Consider the following 15,713-nt stretch of genomic DNA (forward strand, 5'->3'; position numbering starts at 1 on the left):
GGGCCACCATGGCGTCCCATGACGCTCCTGATGCTCGCGCCCCGGATCAACGAGACCGGCCTCCAGCTGCTCACCCGCGCCCGCCGTCGCGGGCTGCGGGCGCACACCGCCGTGCGGTGGGAGGTCCCGGCCGAGCTCGCCGGGCTGCGGCCCGCGCACCTGTACGGCGGGCCGCTGTTCGCGGACACCGCCGCCGGCGTGCTGGGCGTCGTGCCGCTGGAGCCGCCCGCCGACTGGCTCACCACGCTGCCCGCCGAGCTGCTCGCCCGCCGGGTGGAGTGCACCACGCTCGCCGAGGCGCGGCGGCTGCGCCGGCCGGCGTTCCTCAAGCCGCCGGTCGACAAGCTGTTCCCGGCCCGGGTCCACCCCGACGGCAGCGGCCTGCCCGGCCCGGACGCCCTCGACGACGACACCCTCGTGCTGGTCAGCGACGTGGTCGCGTTCGCGGCCGAGTACCGGCTGTTCGTGCTGGACGGCGAGGTGCGGGCGGCGAGCCGCTACGCCGTGGCGGGCTCGCTCGCGGTCTCGGCGGAGGTCGGGCCGGACGTGCTCGCTTTCGCCGCGGACGTCCTGGCGGCGGGCGGCCTGCCGAGCGCCGCCGTGGTCGACGTCGGCCGGCTCGACAACGGCGCCTGGGCGGTCGTCGAGGCCAACCCGGCCTGGGCGAGCGGCGGTTACGCCTGCGACCCGGACCAGGTGCTCGACGTCGTGCTGCGCGCCGCCGGTCCGGCGACCGCGCTGGCCCCGGCGGACCTCGGCTACGCGCGGCCGGTGCCGGAGGTCGTCCGCTAGGCCCTCTCTTTCGGATCACGTCGGATCAGTGGGCGTCGTTGGAGGGCGTGCATCGGCGGTGCGGAGGTGGGGGCACCTCCCGGCCGAAGGCTGGGGGCGGAGTCCATGCGGTGGGGGCACCTCCCGGCCGCCAGGCTGGGGGCCATCGGCGACCGACGACAAGCCGGCGTGGGGGTACCTCCCGGCCGAAGGCTGGGGGCGTGCGTGCTCCGGCGGCGACCGCCTGGCGTGATCCGAAAGAGAGGGCCTAGGTCGCGCGGTTCAGACGCGGCCGAGGGGGCGGTGCGGTTCGGCCGGCAGCTCGACCTCGATCGCGTCGCCGGGCCGGATCACCCCGCCCGTACGGACCACGCCCATGATCCCGGCCTTGCGCACCACGTTCCCGGCCTCGTCCCGCCCGACGACCTCCTTCAGCAGGCCGTCCTGGAAGCGGTCGATCTGCAGGCACGGGTTGCGCAGCCCGGTGACCTCCACCACCGCGTCCGCCCCGATCCGCAGCAGCGTGCCGACCGGCAGGGCCAGCAGGTCGATCCCGCGCGTGGTGACGTTCTCGCCCAACTGCCCCGGCGCCACCTTGAATCCGCGCTCCCCGACCTCGTCGAACAGCTCCTCGTGGATGAGGTGGACCTGCCGCAGGTTCGGCTGCGTCGGGTCCTGCGCGACGCGCGACCGGTGCTTGACGGTCACCCCCGCGTGCACGTCCCCTTCCACCCCGAGCCCGGCGAGCAGCGTGATGCTCGCCCGGTTCGGCTTGGTGAAGGAGTACTCCCCGTTGCTGCTGACCGCGACGACCGTCCCGCTCATCGTGCGAAACCTCCTCTTCGGAGTGATGACCCGCCCCACACTCTAGACCCGCCCCCGCAACCACCCGGCGGGCTTGGGGTCCTGGGCGGGCCGGTGCGCGTAGAGGTCCCTGAGCAGGGAGATCTCCGCGCCGTGATGGATCACCTCGCGGTGGATGTGCAGGACGAGCCTCGCCATCGGCTCCTCGGCGTACGGGCCCTCCGCCGCGCCGCACGGCCGCGCCAAGCCCTCCTCGCCGAGGCTCCGCACCCCGGCCGTCCACCGCGCGTACGCCGCGTCCAGCCGGTCCAGCGCCTCGGCGGCGGTGCCGGGGTAGTCGTACGCCATGTAGTCCGCGGGCGGACCACCGAAGTGCGCGGCGCTGCACGCGCCCAGGACGCCGACCAGGACGTGCCCGAGGCGCCGGGCGACCGTGGTGACCGGGGCGGGCACCGGCTCGGGGAAGGCCCAGTCGATGGTGAAGTCCCCGGTGCCGCGCGGGCGCACGCTCCAGCAGTCCGGTACGGGCTCCCAGAGGTACTCGTCGTCGGTGAGGCCCTCCAGCCGCGCCCGGAGCTGATGCCGCCAGTGCCGGTCGAGCTGGTCGAGCTGGTCGAGCTGGTCGACGAGGATCGCGTTCCAGTCCAGTGCCATGGAGCCCACGCCAGGCGGGGGCCGCTACCGCCGCTCCGCGGACTCGCCGGGGCGAGCCGATGCCGCCCTGCGGCGAAGCCGCTCCACCGCGCCCAGCACGAGCAGCAGTGCGACGGGAGCGGCCAGCACGGCCTGGGCAGTCGCGGCGACGGGCAGGCCGAGGCGGAGCAGACCGGCGCCCGTGCCGAGGAGGAGGACCAGGAAGCCCGCGAGCCAGCCGGCGACCACGCGGGGCGGGGCGGGCCTCTGCCTGCCCCGGCAGACGTCCCAGCTCCCCCGGAAGAACCACACCACGGCGGCCACCGCCTCGCCCGCCACGAGCAGGAGCATCAGCGTCAGGTCGAGCAACCAGGTCGGCATCCGGGCATCGTCCCGGGGACGGCCACGCGCGGTCGTGAGTACGCGTACTCAGGTCGGGGCTGCCAGTGCGATCATAAGCCGATCAATGCGGGGACGAAGGAGGTTACCCGGTGGCGAATCCGCCGTGGTGGGAGGAACTGGTCGCGGTGAGCGACGTACTGCGCGACGCCGACCGCGCTGAGGTCGAGCGCTGGCGGCGCCCCGGCGAGGTCGAGGACGAGGACGACGTTCCGCCGGTGACGATCCGACTGGGCAGTGCGGCCCACGTCTACGCCGAGCACGCGGCCGGGTTCACCGAGGAGCAGACCCGTCGACTGTTCCGGCTCCTGGAGGAACTCCTGGAGAAGGGCGGCGACGACGGGGACGCCGTCGCGACCGGGTTCTTCGAGGCGCTGTTGAACGCCTGGGACAACGGGTTCGACCTCAACGCGGTCTGGCCGGAGGTCGGCCCCGAGGCCCGCGCCTACTGCCGCGCCTGGAACGACTTCACGGGTGTCGGGACTCCGGGCTGGATGCGCTGAGTCCGGTCGGCTGCGGCCGTCAGGGCTCCGGGACCTCGACGACGAAGAAGAGGAAGCTCATCTTGGTCGACAGGTGGTGGAAGTCCTTGGGGAACAACTCGCGGGCGGCGGGGTCGGGCTGGGGTTCACTGAGGGTGGCGAGACGGAAGCCGGCGGTGGTGAAGGCATCGGTCATCGCGTGCAGGGGGCGGCGCCAGAAGGTCACCGGGTAGGACCGGCCGTTGAAGGTCCACTCGTCGGTGTAGCTGGTGGTGGCGAAGTAGTCGGGCCGGGGGTTCTGGATCGCGTAGTCGACGAACGGGTGCTGGACGGAGGCGATCAGGCGGCCGCCGGGCCTGAGCACGCGGCGCATCTCGGCGAGCGTCGGGCCCCAGTCCTCCAGGTAGTGCAGCACCAGCGACGCCACCACGTCGTCGAAGGCCCCGTCCTCGAACGGGAGCCGCTCGCCCAGGTCGCCCACGTGCAGGTCGGCGTCCTCGCCGAGACGGCGGCGGGCCAGTGCCAGCATGCCGGCGCTGGAGTCGATGCCGGTGACGGCGGCACCGGCGTCACGCAGGTCGGCGGACAGCGCGCCCGAGCCGCAGCCGGCGTCCAGGATCCTACGGCCGGTCACATCACCGGCGAGGGCGAGGACGGCGGGCCGGGCGTGGTAGGCGTTGAGCAGGTTGTTCTCGGTCTCCGCCGAGAACTCCTCGGCGAAGCCGTCGTAGTCGTTCACCCGGACCGGGGGCGCGGTTCGGAGGGGGTTCTCGGCATCGCCGGTGGAACGCGTCATCGCCGCAGCCTAGCCCGGCCGGCGACCTGCCGGAGCAGGAACGCGGAGGAGGTGCCGGCCGCGTACCGGGTGTTGGCGGTGCCGTCCTCGGCGGAGGCCCGGGAGGGCGGACGCGCGGGGCGGCGGGGAGCAGCGTCCGCCCTCCGTACCGGGGGCCGTGTCAGGCGTAGGGGCTGTGCATGGTGAGCCAGCGGATCTCCAGGTCCTGCTCCAGATAGTCCATCCGGTGCTCCCAGAAGTCGCGCATGTGCGGCAGGGCGAGGTGGGCGTCGAGGTCCTCCTTGCTGCGCCAGGCCTCGTAGAAGACGAAGACGCCCGGGGCGTCGCTGTCCTCGTGGAAGTGGTACTCCAGGCAGCCGGGTTCCTGGCGGGTCGGTTCGACGAAGGAGAGGAGGAGCCGGCGCAGGTCGTCGACGCGCTCGGGCTTGGGGCGGGCGATGCCGACGAGGGTGTAGGGCTGGGCCACGGGGCGGGTCCTTTCGGGAGGTACGAGTTATCTCGTACCTCAGGACGCTAGGCGATCGGGGAGGTACGATGCAAGTCATACCTGAGAGGTGGTGGCGATGCCCGACGACGAGGGGCACCCGGACACGGCGGAGATCGAACTCGGCCGTGTCCTCGCAGCGCTGGCCGATCCGCTGCGGCGGCGCGTCGTACGGGAGCTGGCCACGGGACCCGAGGACGGTGCGCGGACGTGCAGTTCCTTCGAGCTGCCGGTCAGCAAGGCGACCGTCACCTACCACTTCCGCACGCTGCGCGAGGCCGGGCTGATCCGCCAGGTCGACCGGGGCAACAGCCGGATGGCCACGCTGCGCCGCGCGGACATCGAGCAGCGCTTCCCCGGCCTGCTGACGATCCTGACGGCGGAGGAGGCGGACGAGGCAGCGAAGTAACCCGTCAGCCCCGCGGCGGCGCGATCCGGAACAGGACGCTGGGGCGCAGCGGGCCGGGGGCGTGGGGGGCGTCGAAGTCGTCCGCGGGGTCGGTGGTCATGCCGAGCCGGCGCATCACCGCCTGGGAGCGGAGGTTGCGGGCCGTGGTGACGGCGAGGATCTCCGGCAGGGCGAGCGTTTCGAAGCCGTACGCGAGGACCGCGCGGGCGGCTTCGGTGGCGTAGCCGTGGCCCCAGGCCGACCGGGCGAGCCGCCAGCCGATCTCGACGCCGGTGAACGGCAGGCCGTCGTCGATGTCGTCGAGGCCGGCGAAGCCGATGAACTCCCCGGTGGCGCGCACCTCGACGGCCCACCATCCGTAGTCGCGCCGTGCGAAGTCGGCTTCGTAGCGGGCGACGGACACGTAGCTCTCGGCGCGGGTGAGGACGTCCCCGAGGTGTTCGCGGACCTCGGGGTCGGCGTTCATCGCCGCCCAGGGTTCGAGGTCGGAGTCCCGCCAGCGGCGCAGCAGGAGGCGGTCGGTGTTGAGGTCGGTCATGGCGCCCAGCCAAGGTGATCGTGTGTTCGGGTGCAACCGGGTTTCCGCCAGGGCGGGGGCCCGTCAGCGCCGGGCCCCCGCGAGGGCGTACGCGGCGGTGCCGGTGGCGGCGAGGGTGAGGGCGGTGAGGGTGGCGGCGGTGGTGCCGGGCGGGTGGAGGGGCCAGGTGAGGAGCCGGGTGGCGAGGTCCGGGGCGGGTGGGAGGACGAAGGCGAGGGCGAGGCAGGCGAAGGGGGGCAGCCAGGCGTGGGGGCGGCCGAAGCAGGCGGCGCCGAGGGCGGCGAGGCCGGTGAGTCCGGCGCTGTCGCGCAGGGTCAGGGCGAGGGGGCCGGGTGGCAGGAGGGCGGCGACGAGGGCGGCGCCGAGCAGGAGGTGGGCGGCTCGGCGGGGTGGCCAGCGGAGGGCGGCGGTGCGGTCCAGGTCGGGGTCCGGGCTGCCGAGTCCGGCGGAGAGGGCCATCGCCCCGGCGGCGAGGAGGAGGGCGGACAGCCGCGGGCCGGCGCCGAGGCGGCCGTCGGCGAGCCGGGTGAGGGCCGCGAGGAGTGCCAGCGTGCCGGCGACGAGCGGAAGCCGGCGCGAGCGCGCGTACAGGAGAAGCCACCTCACCGGGCCGCACCGCCCGCGAGCGCGTCCAGCGGGTCGTCCGTACAGGAGACGGCGGCGGTGTGCAGGGCGGCGATCCGCTGCCGCTGCTCGGCGGGCGGCAGCGCGCTGAGCGCCTGCCAGGCCGGGGCGGCCAGTTCGGTCTGGTCCCGCGCGCTGTGCATGGTCCCGTCGAGCGGCCGCAGGTCGCCGAGGACCCAGGCGGCGGCGATGCTCTGGGCGACCGTCCCCGACAGGGTGCCGCTCTCGCGGTCGCTGCGGGGGTGGCAGAGCGGGGCGATGCCCTGGCCGACCAGGGCCCGGGTCAGCGCCGCTCCCCCGGCGGCGCCGAGCACCGGGTCGTCGAAGTCGACGAGCAGCGCGTCGCGCGGGCGTTCCGGCGTGGCGCTGATGGCGCGCGGGGCGGTGGCCTCGCGGACGGCGGTCGGTGCCCGGTCGCCGAGGGCGGTGCGCAGCTGGCCCAGCGCGTCGCGTCCGGGGCCGGCGAGTTCGTCGAGGCGGGCCCGGTGGGCCGCCGTCACGCAGACCGGGCCGTCGCAGACCTGGGCGGTCTCGGCCCGGTCGAGGACGTAGGTGTCGCGGGGGTCGGCGGGGAGCACGAGCAGCGCGAGCGCCCCGCCCGCGAGGAGCGGGGTGAGGGCGAGCAGCCGGGCGCGGCGGGTGGCGGCGGCCAGCAGGGCGAGGCCCGTCGCGGCCAGGCCGAGCAGCCAGAGGGCCTGTCCGAGGTGGACGGGGGCGGCGAGGGTGAGGAAGGTCCGGCGGACGTCGGCGGTGGCCGGCGAGAGGAGGGAGAGCCGGTTCGGGACGGCGGAGGTCGGCACGGCGGCGTCGGTGGTCTGGCGCAGGGCGTTGGTGAGCGCGAAGGCGGCGACGGTCAGGGCGGGCGGGGTGAGGACGGAGGGCAGGACGCGGGCGACGCCCGTGCCGAGGAGGGCCCCGGCGGCGAGGGCGAGCGCGCCGACGAGCGGGATCGGCAGCCAGCCGGCGCCGGCGGTCGCGGTGCCTGCGGTGAGCACCCGGACCGCGCCGAGGAGGACGAGCAGCAGGAAGGCCCCGGCGAGGGCGAGGGCCGTCGGGCCGGCGAGGGCGGCGGCGCGGTGGCGGGCCGGACGCGGGGTGGCGGCGAGCAGTTCGGCCGTGCCGGAGCGGTGGTCGCGGAGTCCTTGCAGCGCGCCGAGGCCGAGGGCGAGCGGCCACAGGAGGATCAGCAGGTGGCGGGTCCACAGGGCCATGGACGTCCACTGGGCCGTCCACAGGGTGGTGCCCTTCGACCACGGCCCGGGGGCGAGTTCGAGGAGGGCGAGCGAGAGGGCCAGGACGGTGGCGCCGGCCCAGGGGGCGACGGAGCGCCTGAGTTCGGTGCGCAGCACGCCGGTCGGGAGGCTCACCAGGCACCCCCGGCGCGTGCGGGGGCGGCGAGCAGGGCGGAGTAGCCGCGCTCCAGCGGGCTGTCGCCCTCGTGCTCCGGGCCGCCGGCGGCGGCGAGTCGGTCGGGGGTGCCCTGGAAGACCAGCCGTCCTTCGGCGAGCAGCAGCACGTCGGTGCAGGCGGCGGCGACGTCCTCGACCAGGTGGGTGGAGACGAGGACGCAGGCGTCCGTGCCCAGTTCCTGGAGCAGTTGGCGCAGGCGCAGCCGCTGGGCCGGGTCCAGGCCGACGGTCGGTTCGTCGAGGAGCAGGACGGCCGGGTCGTTGACGATGGCCTGGGCGATGCCGGCGCGCCGGACCATGCCGCCGGAGAGGGCCTTCATGCGCGCGTCGGCGCGGTCGGCGAGGCCGACGCGTTCGACGGCGCGCTGCACGGCGGCGGGGATGTCGGCGGCGGGCACCTCCTTCAGCCAGGCCATGTACTCGACGAACTCCCTCACGGTGAACCGTTTGTAGTAGCCGAACTCCTGCGGCAGGTAGCCGATCCGGCGGCGCAGTGCGCGGTGGTCTCCCGGTCCGTCGAGCGGGCGGCCGAGGAGTTCCAGTTCGCCGCCGGCGGGGCGCAGGACGGTGGCGAGGGCGCGGATGAGGGTGGTCTTTCCGGCGCCGTTGGGGCCGAGCAGGCCGTGGACGCCGGGGCCGAGGGCCAGGTCGAGGCCGTCCACGGCGAGCCGTTTGCGGCCGGCCCTGACCTTGAGTCCGCTCGCCCGGATCTCCCAGGCGTAGGTGGTGGGGGCGAGGTCCGCCGGGTTCACTGCGCGCATCGTGCGCCGGTGCTCCTTCCGGATGTTCATCAGTGGTCCGCCCGGGTGGCGTAGGCGCCGCGGCGGGCGGCCACGACGGCGGCGCCGAGCGCGAGCAGCAGGCCCCAGGCGGGCAGGGCTTCGGTCCGCAGGACGACGGGGGTGCGGTCGGCGGCCAGGGCCGGGACCACGACCGCCGCGGCCCAGGCGAGGGCGAGGGCGAGGGCGGCGCGGGCGGTTCCGACCAGTCCGCCGAGGGCCAGGGTGGCGGTGGTGAACGCCAGGCAGGGCAGCAGCCATTGCGCGGCCGTCAGTCCGGTCGCCCAGCCGGCCGCGAACAGGGCGGGGATCACGACGGCGAGCACGGCGACGGTGCGGCGCAGCACCAGGGCGAGGCCGGCGCGCGGGGTGGCGGCGGTGAGTTCGTGGGCCGGGTCGAGGGCGGGTGACCAGGAGAGCGCCACGCCGCCGACCGGCAGGACGGGGGCGAGCAGCAGGAGGAGGGGGACCTGGCCGGAGCCGGTGGCGGGGCCGGCGAGGTCCAGCAGCAGGGCGAGCAGGGTGACGGCGAGGAGCGTGGCCAGCCACGGGGTCATGGCGGGTGTCGTCCAGGTGGAGAGGCGGGCGGCGAGTCGGCGGCGCGGGGGTGCGGGGGCGGCCCGGGCCAGGCGGGGTGCGAGGTCGGCCCAGACGGCGTCGGTGAGTGCCGCGACGGCGGGCGCGGTGGCGGTGACGGCGGCGGACAGCCGGTCGCGGCAGGTCCGGCAGGTCTCCAGGTGGGCCTCCAGGGCCCACACCTCGTCGGGGGCGAGGTCTGCGGCGCGGCCGGGGGCGAGGTCTGCGGCGCCGCGTGCGTAGGCGTCGATGAGCCGTGCCGATGCGTGGTCCACGCTCATGCCAGTTCCTCCCGCATCGCGATCCGGGCCCGGCGGGCGCGGGTCTTGACCGTTCCCTCGGGCAGTCCGAGGACCACGGCGGTCTCCCGGACGGACAGTCCGTCGAGCACCATCGCCTGGAGCACGTCCCTGAGTTCGGGCGCGAGGCGCCGCAGGGCGTCCCCGACGTCGCCGCCGACGGTCGTCACCAGCGCCTCGTCCTCGGCGGCGGGCGCCACGGGCTGCGGGGCGGCGGCGGGCGGGGGCTCGGCGTGGTGGGCGCGGCGGCGGAACGCGTCGACGAGGCGGCGGGCGGCGATCGTCCACAGCCAGCCGACGGCGGTGCCGCCGGTGCCGCCGGCGGCGGTACGGCTGCCGGCGAAGGAGCCGGCGGCCCGCCACACCGCGAGGAAGGTCTCCTGCATGACCTCGGCGACGAGTTGCTCGTCGGCGCAGCGGCGCCGCAGCCGCACGGCCAGCCAGGGCGAGGTGCGGCGGTACAGCTCCTCGAAGGCGGCCCGGTCCCCCCGGGCAACCCGGTGGAGGAGGGCAGCCTCGTCCAGTTCCTGCGGCGGTGCCGCCTCGGCGCGTTTCACACCTGTTAGACGCCGGGCCGGACCTGCGGGTTTTCGGCTCGGCGTGATCCCGGTCACACGGGGGCGCGGGGTGGCCGGTGGAATGCGGTGGACCGGCGGGCGGGTGGGGCGGTTCACTGCCGCCATGGAGAACACCGTGGAGTACCTGCTGTGGGAGCGGATTCCGGCCGAGGGGCGCGCCGAGGTGGACCGGCTGATCACGGCGGGGCGCAACATCCCGGCGATCCAGGCGATGCGGCAGCACGCGGGGGCGCCGACACCCGAGCTCCGTGACTGCATCGACCTGCTCAACCTGCGGTTCCTTGCGCTCGGCCGGAATCGGGAGGACGACGCGGGGTGAACGCGAGGCACGGCCGGAGTAGCTCGACGGGTTCCCGAGCGACACTTCAGGTGTCATGATGACACCATGAGTGTCAGTCAGGGTGACGGGGAGGACGGGCCCGCGGTGGCCGGTCTGCTGCACGACGTGATCCGCCGGCTGTGGCCGGTGCACCGGGTGATCGTGCGGGCGGTCGAGCGCGGGCTGGCCGGGACCGGGATGACCGCCGGGCAGCACGCGGCCCTGGACGCGCTGCGGCGCGGCGGGCCGCGGACCGTGCCGCAACTGGCGCGGGCGCTGGACCTGGACCGCCAGCCCGTGCAGCGGCTGGTGAACGACGCCAAGGCGCTCGGACTCGCCGAGACCGTCGCCAACCCGGAGCACCGGCGCTCCTCGCTGGTACGGCTCACCGCGCACGGGGAGGCCGTGCTCGCCCGGGTGCAGCGATCCGAGCAGGAGGCACTGCGGCGCCACCTCGGGGACCTCGACCCGGCCGACGTCGCCACCGCGCTGCGGGTGCTCGACCGGCTCGGCGAGGTGTTCCACGAGCTGGAGCGGGCGGCCGACGAGCGCGAGCGCAGCGGCCTCAGCCGCCTCAGTGACCGGGACGACCGGGACGACGATCGAGGAACGGACGGAACATGACCGAAGCGCGCACCGGCACCGCCCCCGTCACGGGCGGCGAGCTGTTCTACGAGGTCGCGGAGGGCACCGGGCCCACCGTCGTCCTGCTGCACGGCGGCCTGCTGGACCGGCACAGCTGGGACGAGCAGTTCGCCCGGCTCGCCGCCCTCGGCCGGCACGTCGTCCGCTACGACGCCCGCGGCCACGGCCGTTCCTCCACCGTCAGCGGCGACTACGCCCACCACGACGACCTGCGGGCCCTGCTCGCGCACCTGGACGTGCCGCGCGCCGTCCTGGTCGGGCTCTCGCTCGGCTCGCGCATCGCGCTGGACACCGCGCTCACCCATCCCGACCGCGTGGCGGGCCTGGTCCTGACCGCGCCGGGCGTCAGCGGACGGCCGTTCACCGACCCCTTCGTGACCCATCACACGGAGCAGCAGATCGCCGCGCTGGGTGCCGGCGGCGAGGAGGGGGTCGGCCGGTTCGTGGAGCACTTCCTGCGGATGTGGGCGGACGGCCCGCACCGCTCCCCCGCCGAGGTGGACGGCGCGCTGCGGGAGCGGCTGCGCGCCTCGGTGACCGCCAACGTGCTGCGCCACGCCGCCGGCTTCGGCGCCGGGCGCCCGCTGGAGGCGGGCGCGGCCGACCGGCTCGGCGAGCCGGCGGTGCCGACCCTGGTGCTGACCGGTGAACTGGACGGCGCCGACATCCTGGCCAACGCCCGCGCCCTCGCCGACGCCGCCCCGCACGCGCGGGACACGGTGCTGCCCGGCGCCGCGCACATGGTCCCGCTGGAGCGCCCGGACCTGTTCGAGCGCGAGCTGGACGCTTTCCTCGCCTCCCTGTGACGTCCTCCGCCCTACGCGACCAGGCGCAGCCAGGCCGCCGCGAGCGCGTCGTGGCCGGCCTGCGTCGGGTGGATGCCGTCCACGGCCCAGTGCTCGGCTCCGTCCGTCGCGGCGAGTTCGGCGAACATGCCGTCGGCGGCGAGCAGACGGGCACCGTAGCGGCGGGCGAGCCTGCGCACGGCCTGGATCTTCGGGTCCAGGTCGGCGCGCCACTCCTCGCGCTGCTCCGGTCCGACGAGCGCGTCGCCGGCCTCGATGACGGCGCCGACGGGCAGTAGGAACGGCTCGATGAGGATCAGCGCCGTGCCCGCCTCGGCGAGGGGTTCGAGGAGGCGGTCGTAGCCCGCCTCGAAGTCCCGCGCCGGGATCACGTACCCCTCGGGGTCGAGGGTGTGCCAGCTCATGTCGTTGGCCCCGACCAGGATCGACACCACGTCCGGGCGCGCGTCGAGCACGTCCCGCTGCCAGCGGGCTTCGAGGTCCGTCACCTTGTCACCGGCGTTGCCGGTGTTCAGCCAGGTCACCTGCCGGTCCGGGTGCCGGCGGCCCCACTCCTGCGCGACACGCAGCGGGTACCCGGCCCCGAGGCCGTGTGCGCTGCCGCGCCGCAGGCCGTCGGTGATCGAGTCGCCGGTGAACATCACGGTGCTTCCGGAGCGGATCGTGATCGTCATGTGCACTCCCTCGGGCTCGGGTCCGGAAGCGGCGGGAGGGGGATCCGCTCAGGGCTTCAACAGCCCGTGGGTGCCGTCCCGGAAGGTGAGGACGGTCGGCGCGGCGTCGTACTCCTCGCGGAAGTATCCGCCGTAGCCGGGGTCCTCGACATGAGGGGCGAGCAGGTCGAGGATCGTGACCAGCCCGCCCAGGTCGTCGTCGAGCCAGTGGTTGCGGCTGAACAGTCCCCATGCGCAGAGCTCGCGGCCGGCCGTGGAGCTTCGGGACCGAGGCCGGAGGGCGGCGAAGTCCCCACCGGGCAACCGGCCGTCCGGGTCCGGTGCGAGCAGCGGGTAGGCGTGCTCGTCCGGGTCGAGCCCGCTCGGGCGCTCGGGGACCAGGCCGAGGTGCCAGCGCAGGGCTTCCAGGACCGTGTCGGGCGTGTCGCCTCGCAGGGAGCAGGTGAGGACGACTTCGTAGTGCAGGCTCACGGAGCCGCATTCTGCCCGGAGCCACTGACAGTCGCGGGCCGCCGTGGCGCTGCGGCGGGGCGCGGGTGGTCAGAGGGCGGCGGCGAGGCGTTCGCGGTGCGGCGGCCGGTCCCGGCACGGTGGTTCGTCACCCCGCGGCGGACCGGGCCAGCACGCCGACGGCCAGGATCGTGCCGCCGAGCAGCAGGCCGATCGAGCCGAGGACGCCGGCGGGCTGCCAGCCCTCGCCGCTCCTGGCGTCGGCGGCGAAGGCCCCGGCGATCAGCAGCAGGGACACGAGGACGGTGAGGGCGCCGACGCCGAACGTCCCCCGGACCAGGGCGGTACCGGAGCGGCTGGGCCGGGCGGGGGCCGCGGTCTCGGTCGTGTTCACGGTGCTCTCCTTCTGCGGTGCCGAGCGGTGCACCTCGAAGGATGTCCGGGCAACGTATCGGTCCGCCCGGCGGGTGTGTATCGGTCCCCGCACCGATCTGCGGCGGTTTCGCAACGGACGGCGCCGCGTCGGCGGGCGTCGACGACGAGGTCGCGGCGGCCCGGGCGATCCGGTACGCCGCGGAGCGCCCACCGGTCTCCCACCGATGCGCGCCGGACAGCCGGGCCGGCGCCGGGTCCGCTCAGCCGGCGAGGCCGTGCCCGACCAGGCGGCTGCGCAGTCCCGCCAGCTCGCGCCGGACCAGGGGTGGCAGGCCGTCCTCGCCGTCGCCCGCCGCCAGGACCGACCCGAGTAGTTCGGCGGCGGCCCGCGGGTCGTGGGCGAGCAGGTGGCAGTCGGCCACCCGGACGGTGAACAGCAGTCGGGCCGAGGGCAGTTGGTCGGGGGCCAGCAGGGAGAGCGCGGTCTCGGCGGCGTCGACGGCGCGCCGGGCGAGGCGGGGGTCGTCGACGGCGGCGGCCGCGTCGCGCAGCGCGGCGGCGGCACCGGCCTCGACCCGCAGCCGCATCGAGGCGATGGAGAGCCAGGCCGCGTCGGACTCGTCGTGGACGCCGATGTGGTCGAGGTGGTGGCGGGCGCGGGCTATGTGGCGGACGGTGGCGCGCACGTCGCCGGTCATGGCGTGGGCGCGGGCCAGGCCGATCTGGCCCATGGCCCCGGCCCAGTGCCGGGCGGGGGCGACCCGGGCGATCTCGTGGGCGTAGCCGAGGGCGGCGGCGGGGTCGCCGTCGAGGCGGGCGAGGAAGCTCATGTCGCTGAGCGCGGCGACCTGGGTGGCGGCGTCCTCGGCGAGTTCGGCCCAGCCGAGGGCGCGGGAGAAGCAGGCCATCGCGGTGGCGTTGCGGCCGTCCTGCATGCGCAGCGCGCCGGCGGCGTGGGCGTACTCGCCGGCGAGCCGGGCGAGCGGACGGCGGGCGGGGCCGTCGGGGTGGGCGGACAGCCGGCGCAGGACGACGCGCAGGGTGTCTTCGACGGCCTCGGTGCCGGGGCCGCCGGGGCTGTCGCCGGCCCGCAGGTGGGCGGCGAGCAGGCCGGCCAGGGCGTGCACGGTGTCGGGGTCCAGGGGCGGGGCGGCGGCGGGGTCGGCGGCGCGGAAGGCGGCGTGCAGGACGGCGAGGTCGGCGGGCGGTGGGACGTCGCAGCCCGCGGCGTCGTGGAGCGGGCAGAGCAGGCCGTAGTCGGGGAGGCGGACCGGCAGCTGGGTGGCGAGGCCGGGCGGCAGGGCGGGTGCCAGGGCCGCGACGGGCGGGCCGGGCAGCGGGGCGCGGGTCCAGTCGCCCGGTGCGGGCGGCGGGCCGGCGGTGGCCGGGGCGGGCGCGGGAACGGCCGGGGCGGGCGGGGCGCCCTCCTCGGCGAGGCGGCAGGCGGCGCGCAGTTCGCCACCGGCGAGCAGGAAGTCGTCCAGGCGGTCGGCGATCCGGGGGCTGGTGCGGCGGGTGCCGTGTTCGAGCTTGCTGACGGCGGTGTGGTCGTAGCCGATCTCGGCGCCGAGCTGGGCCTGGGTGAGGCCGGCACGGCGGCGCCACTGGCGCAGGCGGAGCCCGAAGGCCCGCCAGGCCTCGTCCTCGGCCGGCTTGTTCGCCGCCCGGTTCCGGTGCACGGGGCTGCCCTCCCGAGTGCGTTCCGGGCCTCCCGGTGGGGAGGTCCGTTCATGAGGACGGTACTGGACGACGGCCACCGGCGTACATGCAATGGTCTCAACCACTTTTGGCACCTGGTCTCTACCTCTCCTCTCTTTGGTCTCAACCTCTTCACCGGACGATCCCGCTCCACCGCCGGCGCCGGCCCGGCCGCGACCACCCCGGCGACCAGCCCGGACGCCCCGTCAGCTGCCAATACTCCGTCCAAACACGAGTTTTGACGGCACTTGACGGAACTTGCCAACCGCCCGCTCCGCATGTCCTGGCCGTTGACCGGGCCATGACGTCGTGTGAGGGTTCCGGCACCCGAGCGCGGACACCCGCACGGCCGTCCCCCCACGGCCCCAGCGGTGAGCGCCCTGACGGCACGCCGTCCGCGATCGAGCACCCCCACGTTCGAGGAGCCTCGGAATGAAACGCAGATTGCTGACGGCGGGCACCACCCTGGCCGTCCTGGCCGGCATGCTGACCGCCACCGCGGTCGGCCAGGCGGCCGCCGACCCCGGCCCGGCCGCCCCGACACCCCCCAGCGCACTGGCCGCCGCTGTCAACGCCGCCGACGCCGCGGCCGCGGCCGGACTGGACGCCCTGGCCAAGGGCCCCGACGAGACCTACGAGCGCCAGTCGGTCACCCCCTGGCTCGGCGGCCTCTACTCGGTCGCCTACGAGCGCACCTACAAGGGCCTGCCGGTGGTCGGCGGCGACGCCGTCGTCCTCGCCGACGGCCAGGGCCAGGTGCGCGGGCTGCAGTCCGCCACCTCCGGCCCGGTCGGCGTGCCGACCACCGCGCTGATCAGCGCCGCCGCCGCGGAGAAGACCGCCCGCACCAAGCTGGCCCAGGTGGACGGCGTGCAGTCCCGCCGCCTGGTCGTCCGGGTCCAGGACGGCGCCGGCCGGCTCGCCTGGGAGACCGTGCTCACCGGCCGCACCGCGACCGCCCCGAGCACCCTGCACGTCTTCGTCGACGCCCGTAGCGGCGAGGTCATCGACAGCTACGACGACGTGCGGGCGGGCACCCTCAACAGCAAGTGGAACGGCCCCTCGCCGACCATCAACACCACGGGCTCCGGCAGCTCCTTCTCGCTGCGCGACCCCAGCCGCCCCGGCCTGAGCTGCGCCGACAACGCCACCGGCCAGGTGTTCA

General features: G+C 75.6%; 21 protein-coding genes and 1 pseudogene. 7 read left to right on the plus strand and 15 right to left on the minus strand.

The features are described from left to right. Positions 1-18 precede the first annotated feature (18 nt). Entirely contained in the window at positions 19-792 is a 774-nt protein-coding gene (locus ACFU74_RS10610; protein ID WP_380754840.1) for an ATP-grasp domain-containing protein, read from the plus strand. A 261-nt stretch (positions 793-1,053) separates the two neighbouring features. Here the strand turns inward: ACFU74_RS10610 and ACFU74_RS10615 are convergent, their stop codons facing one another. Genes ACFU74_RS10615 through ACFU74_RS10625 form a run of 3 tightly spaced genes read right to left on the minus strand, consistent with a single transcriptional unit; the run spans position 1,054 to position 2,589 of the window. Beyond that, a complete protein-coding gene (locus ACFU74_RS10615) occupies positions 1,054-1,596 on the minus strand; it encodes an MOSC domain-containing protein (protein ID WP_380754842.1) in 543 nt (180 codons plus the stop codon). 42 nt (positions 1,597-1,638) lie between these two features. Beyond that, positions 1,639-2,229 carry a DinB family protein gene (locus ACFU74_RS10620; protein WP_380754845.1) on the minus strand — a complete coding sequence of 197 codons (591 nt, stop codon included), beginning with the start codon at positions 2,227-2,229 and terminating at the stop codon, positions 1,639-1,641. A 24-nt stretch (positions 2,230-2,253) separates the two neighbouring features. Further along, positions 2,254-2,589: a hypothetical protein gene (locus ACFU74_RS10625; RefSeq protein ID WP_380754847.1), complete on the minus strand. Its 336-nt coding sequence runs from the start codon at positions 2,587-2,589 to the stop codon at positions 2,254-2,256. Positions 2,590-2,699: 110 nt separating this feature from the next. On the opposite strand from ACFU74_RS10625, the gene ACFU74_RS10630 reads away from it, so the two are divergent. Further along, positions 2,700-3,110 (plus strand): hypothetical protein, encoded by a 411-nt coding sequence (locus ACFU74_RS10630; RefSeq protein WP_380754849.1) that lies wholly within the window; start codon positions 2,700-2,702, stop codon positions 3,108-3,110. A 19-nt stretch (positions 3,111-3,129) separates the two neighbouring features. On the opposite strand, the gene ACFU74_RS10635 is transcribed toward ACFU74_RS10630, so the two are convergent. After that, positions 3,130-3,885, minus strand: a complete 756-nt coding sequence (locus ACFU74_RS10635) for a class I SAM-dependent methyltransferase (RefSeq protein ID WP_380754852.1) — start codon at positions 3,883-3,885, stop codon at positions 3,130-3,132. A 160-nt stretch (positions 3,886-4,045) separates the two neighbouring features. After that, the gene (locus ACFU74_RS10640) at positions 4,046-4,351 is read right to left on the minus strand and encodes a putative quinol monooxygenase (protein WP_380754855.1); all 306 of its coding nucleotides are present in this window, start codon (positions 4,349-4,351) and stop codon (positions 4,046-4,048) included. A 97-nt stretch (positions 4,352-4,448) separates the two neighbouring features. Between ACFU74_RS10640 and ACFU74_RS10645 the strand changes: the two genes are divergently transcribed. Beyond that, complete coding sequence (locus ACFU74_RS10645; RefSeq protein ID WP_380754858.1) at positions 4,449-4,778, plus strand: ArsR/SmtB family transcription factor; 330 nt, start codon at positions 4,449-4,451, stop codon at positions 4,776-4,778. A 4-nt stretch (positions 4,779-4,782) separates the two neighbouring features. On the opposite strand, the gene ACFU74_RS10650 is transcribed toward ACFU74_RS10645, so the two are convergent. From ACFU74_RS10650 to ACFU74_RS10675, 6 genes are all read right to left on the minus strand, one after another. Next, positions 4,783-5,316 carry a GNAT family N-acetyltransferase gene (locus tag ACFU74_RS10650; protein ID WP_380754861.1) on the minus strand — a complete coding sequence of 178 codons (534 nt, stop codon included), beginning with the start codon at positions 5,314-5,316 and terminating at the stop codon, positions 4,783-4,785. Between the two features lie 63 nt (positions 5,317-5,379). Beyond that, on the minus strand, positions 5,380-5,922 hold the full coding sequence (locus ACFU74_RS10655; protein WP_380754864.1) for a hypothetical protein: 543 nt from the start codon (positions 5,920-5,922) through the stop codon (positions 5,380-5,382). Further along, positions 5,919-7,307, minus strand: coding sequence for a hypothetical protein (locus ACFU74_RS10660; RefSeq protein WP_380754866.1), 1,389 nt, complete (start codon positions 7,305-7,307; stop codon positions 5,919-5,921). Before ACFU74_RS10660 ends, ACFU74_RS10655 begins: the two co-directional genes overlap by 4 nt. Further along, positions 7,304-8,140: an ABC transporter ATP-binding protein gene (locus ACFU74_RS10665; RefSeq protein ID WP_380754868.1), complete on the minus strand. Its 837-nt coding sequence runs from the start codon at positions 8,138-8,140 to the stop codon at positions 7,304-7,306. The genes ACFU74_RS10660 and ACFU74_RS10665 overlap by 4 nt, the downstream gene beginning before the upstream one ends. Further along, complete coding sequence (locus ACFU74_RS10670) at positions 8,140-8,985, minus strand: zf-HC2 domain-containing protein (RefSeq protein WP_380754871.1); 846 nt, start codon at positions 8,983-8,985, stop codon at positions 8,140-8,142. The genes ACFU74_RS10665 and ACFU74_RS10670 overlap by 1 nt, the downstream gene beginning before the upstream one ends. Next, positions 8,982-9,560, minus strand: coding sequence for an RNA polymerase sigma factor (locus tag ACFU74_RS10675; protein WP_380754873.1), 579 nt, complete (start codon positions 9,558-9,560; stop codon positions 8,982-8,984). The genes ACFU74_RS10670 and ACFU74_RS10675 overlap by 4 nt, the downstream gene beginning before the upstream one ends. 124 nt (positions 9,561-9,684) lie before the next feature. Between ACFU74_RS10675 and ACFU74_RS10680 the strand changes: the two genes are divergently transcribed. The 3 genes from ACFU74_RS10680 to ACFU74_RS10690 all read left to right on the plus strand — a co-directional run bounded on the left by ACFU74_RS10680 (position 9,685) and on the right by ACFU74_RS10690 (position 11,351). Beyond that, on the plus strand, positions 9,685-9,900 hold the full coding sequence (locus ACFU74_RS10680; protein WP_380754876.1) for a hypothetical protein: 216 nt from the start codon (positions 9,685-9,687) through the stop codon (positions 9,898-9,900). 66 nt (positions 9,901-9,966) lie between these two features. Then, a complete protein-coding gene (locus ACFU74_RS10685) occupies positions 9,967-10,524 on the plus strand; it encodes a MarR family winged helix-turn-helix transcriptional regulator (protein WP_380754878.1) in 558 nt (185 codons plus the stop codon). Continuing rightward, positions 10,521-11,351 (plus strand): alpha/beta fold hydrolase, encoded by an 831-nt coding sequence (locus ACFU74_RS10690; protein WP_380754880.1) that lies wholly within the window; start codon positions 10,521-10,523, stop codon positions 11,349-11,351. Before ACFU74_RS10685 ends, ACFU74_RS10690 begins: the two co-directional genes overlap by 4 nt. 11 nt (positions 11,352-11,362) lie before the next feature. On the opposite strand, the gene ACFU74_RS10695 is transcribed toward ACFU74_RS10690, so the two are convergent. The 4 genes from ACFU74_RS10695 to ACFU74_RS10710 form a co-directional block, all read right to left on the minus strand. After that, entirely contained in the window at positions 11,363-12,025 is a 663-nt protein-coding gene (locus ACFU74_RS10695; protein ID WP_380754883.1) for an SGNH/GDSL hydrolase family protein, read from the minus strand. A 48-nt stretch (positions 12,026-12,073) separates the two neighbouring features. Beyond that, positions 12,074-12,496 carry a hypothetical protein gene (locus tag ACFU74_RS10700; protein WP_380754885.1) on the minus strand — a complete coding sequence of 141 codons (423 nt, stop codon included), beginning with the start codon at positions 12,494-12,496 and terminating at the stop codon, positions 12,074-12,076. A 127-nt stretch (positions 12,497-12,623) separates the two neighbouring features. Beyond that, a complete protein-coding gene (locus ACFU74_RS10705; RefSeq protein WP_380754887.1) occupies positions 12,624-12,869 on the minus strand; it encodes a hypothetical protein in 246 nt (81 codons plus the stop codon). Positions 12,870-13,110: 241 nt separating this feature from the next. After that, positions 13,111-14,529, minus strand: coding sequence for a helix-turn-helix domain-containing protein (locus ACFU74_RS10710; RefSeq protein WP_380754890.1), 1,419 nt, complete (start codon positions 14,527-14,529; stop codon positions 13,111-13,113). Positions 14,530-14,980: 451 nt separating this feature from the next. Between ACFU74_RS10710 and ACFU74_RS10715 the strand changes: the two are divergent. Beyond that, a pseudogene (locus ACFU74_RS10715) lies at positions 14,981-15,713 on the plus strand (peptidase M28); the annotation flags it as partial.

This window comes from Kitasatospora sp. NPDC057500, from assembly GCF_042802195.1.
In the GTDB taxonomy this organism is placed as follows: Bacteria; Actinomycetota; Actinomycetes; order Streptomycetales; family Streptomycetaceae; genus Kitasatospora.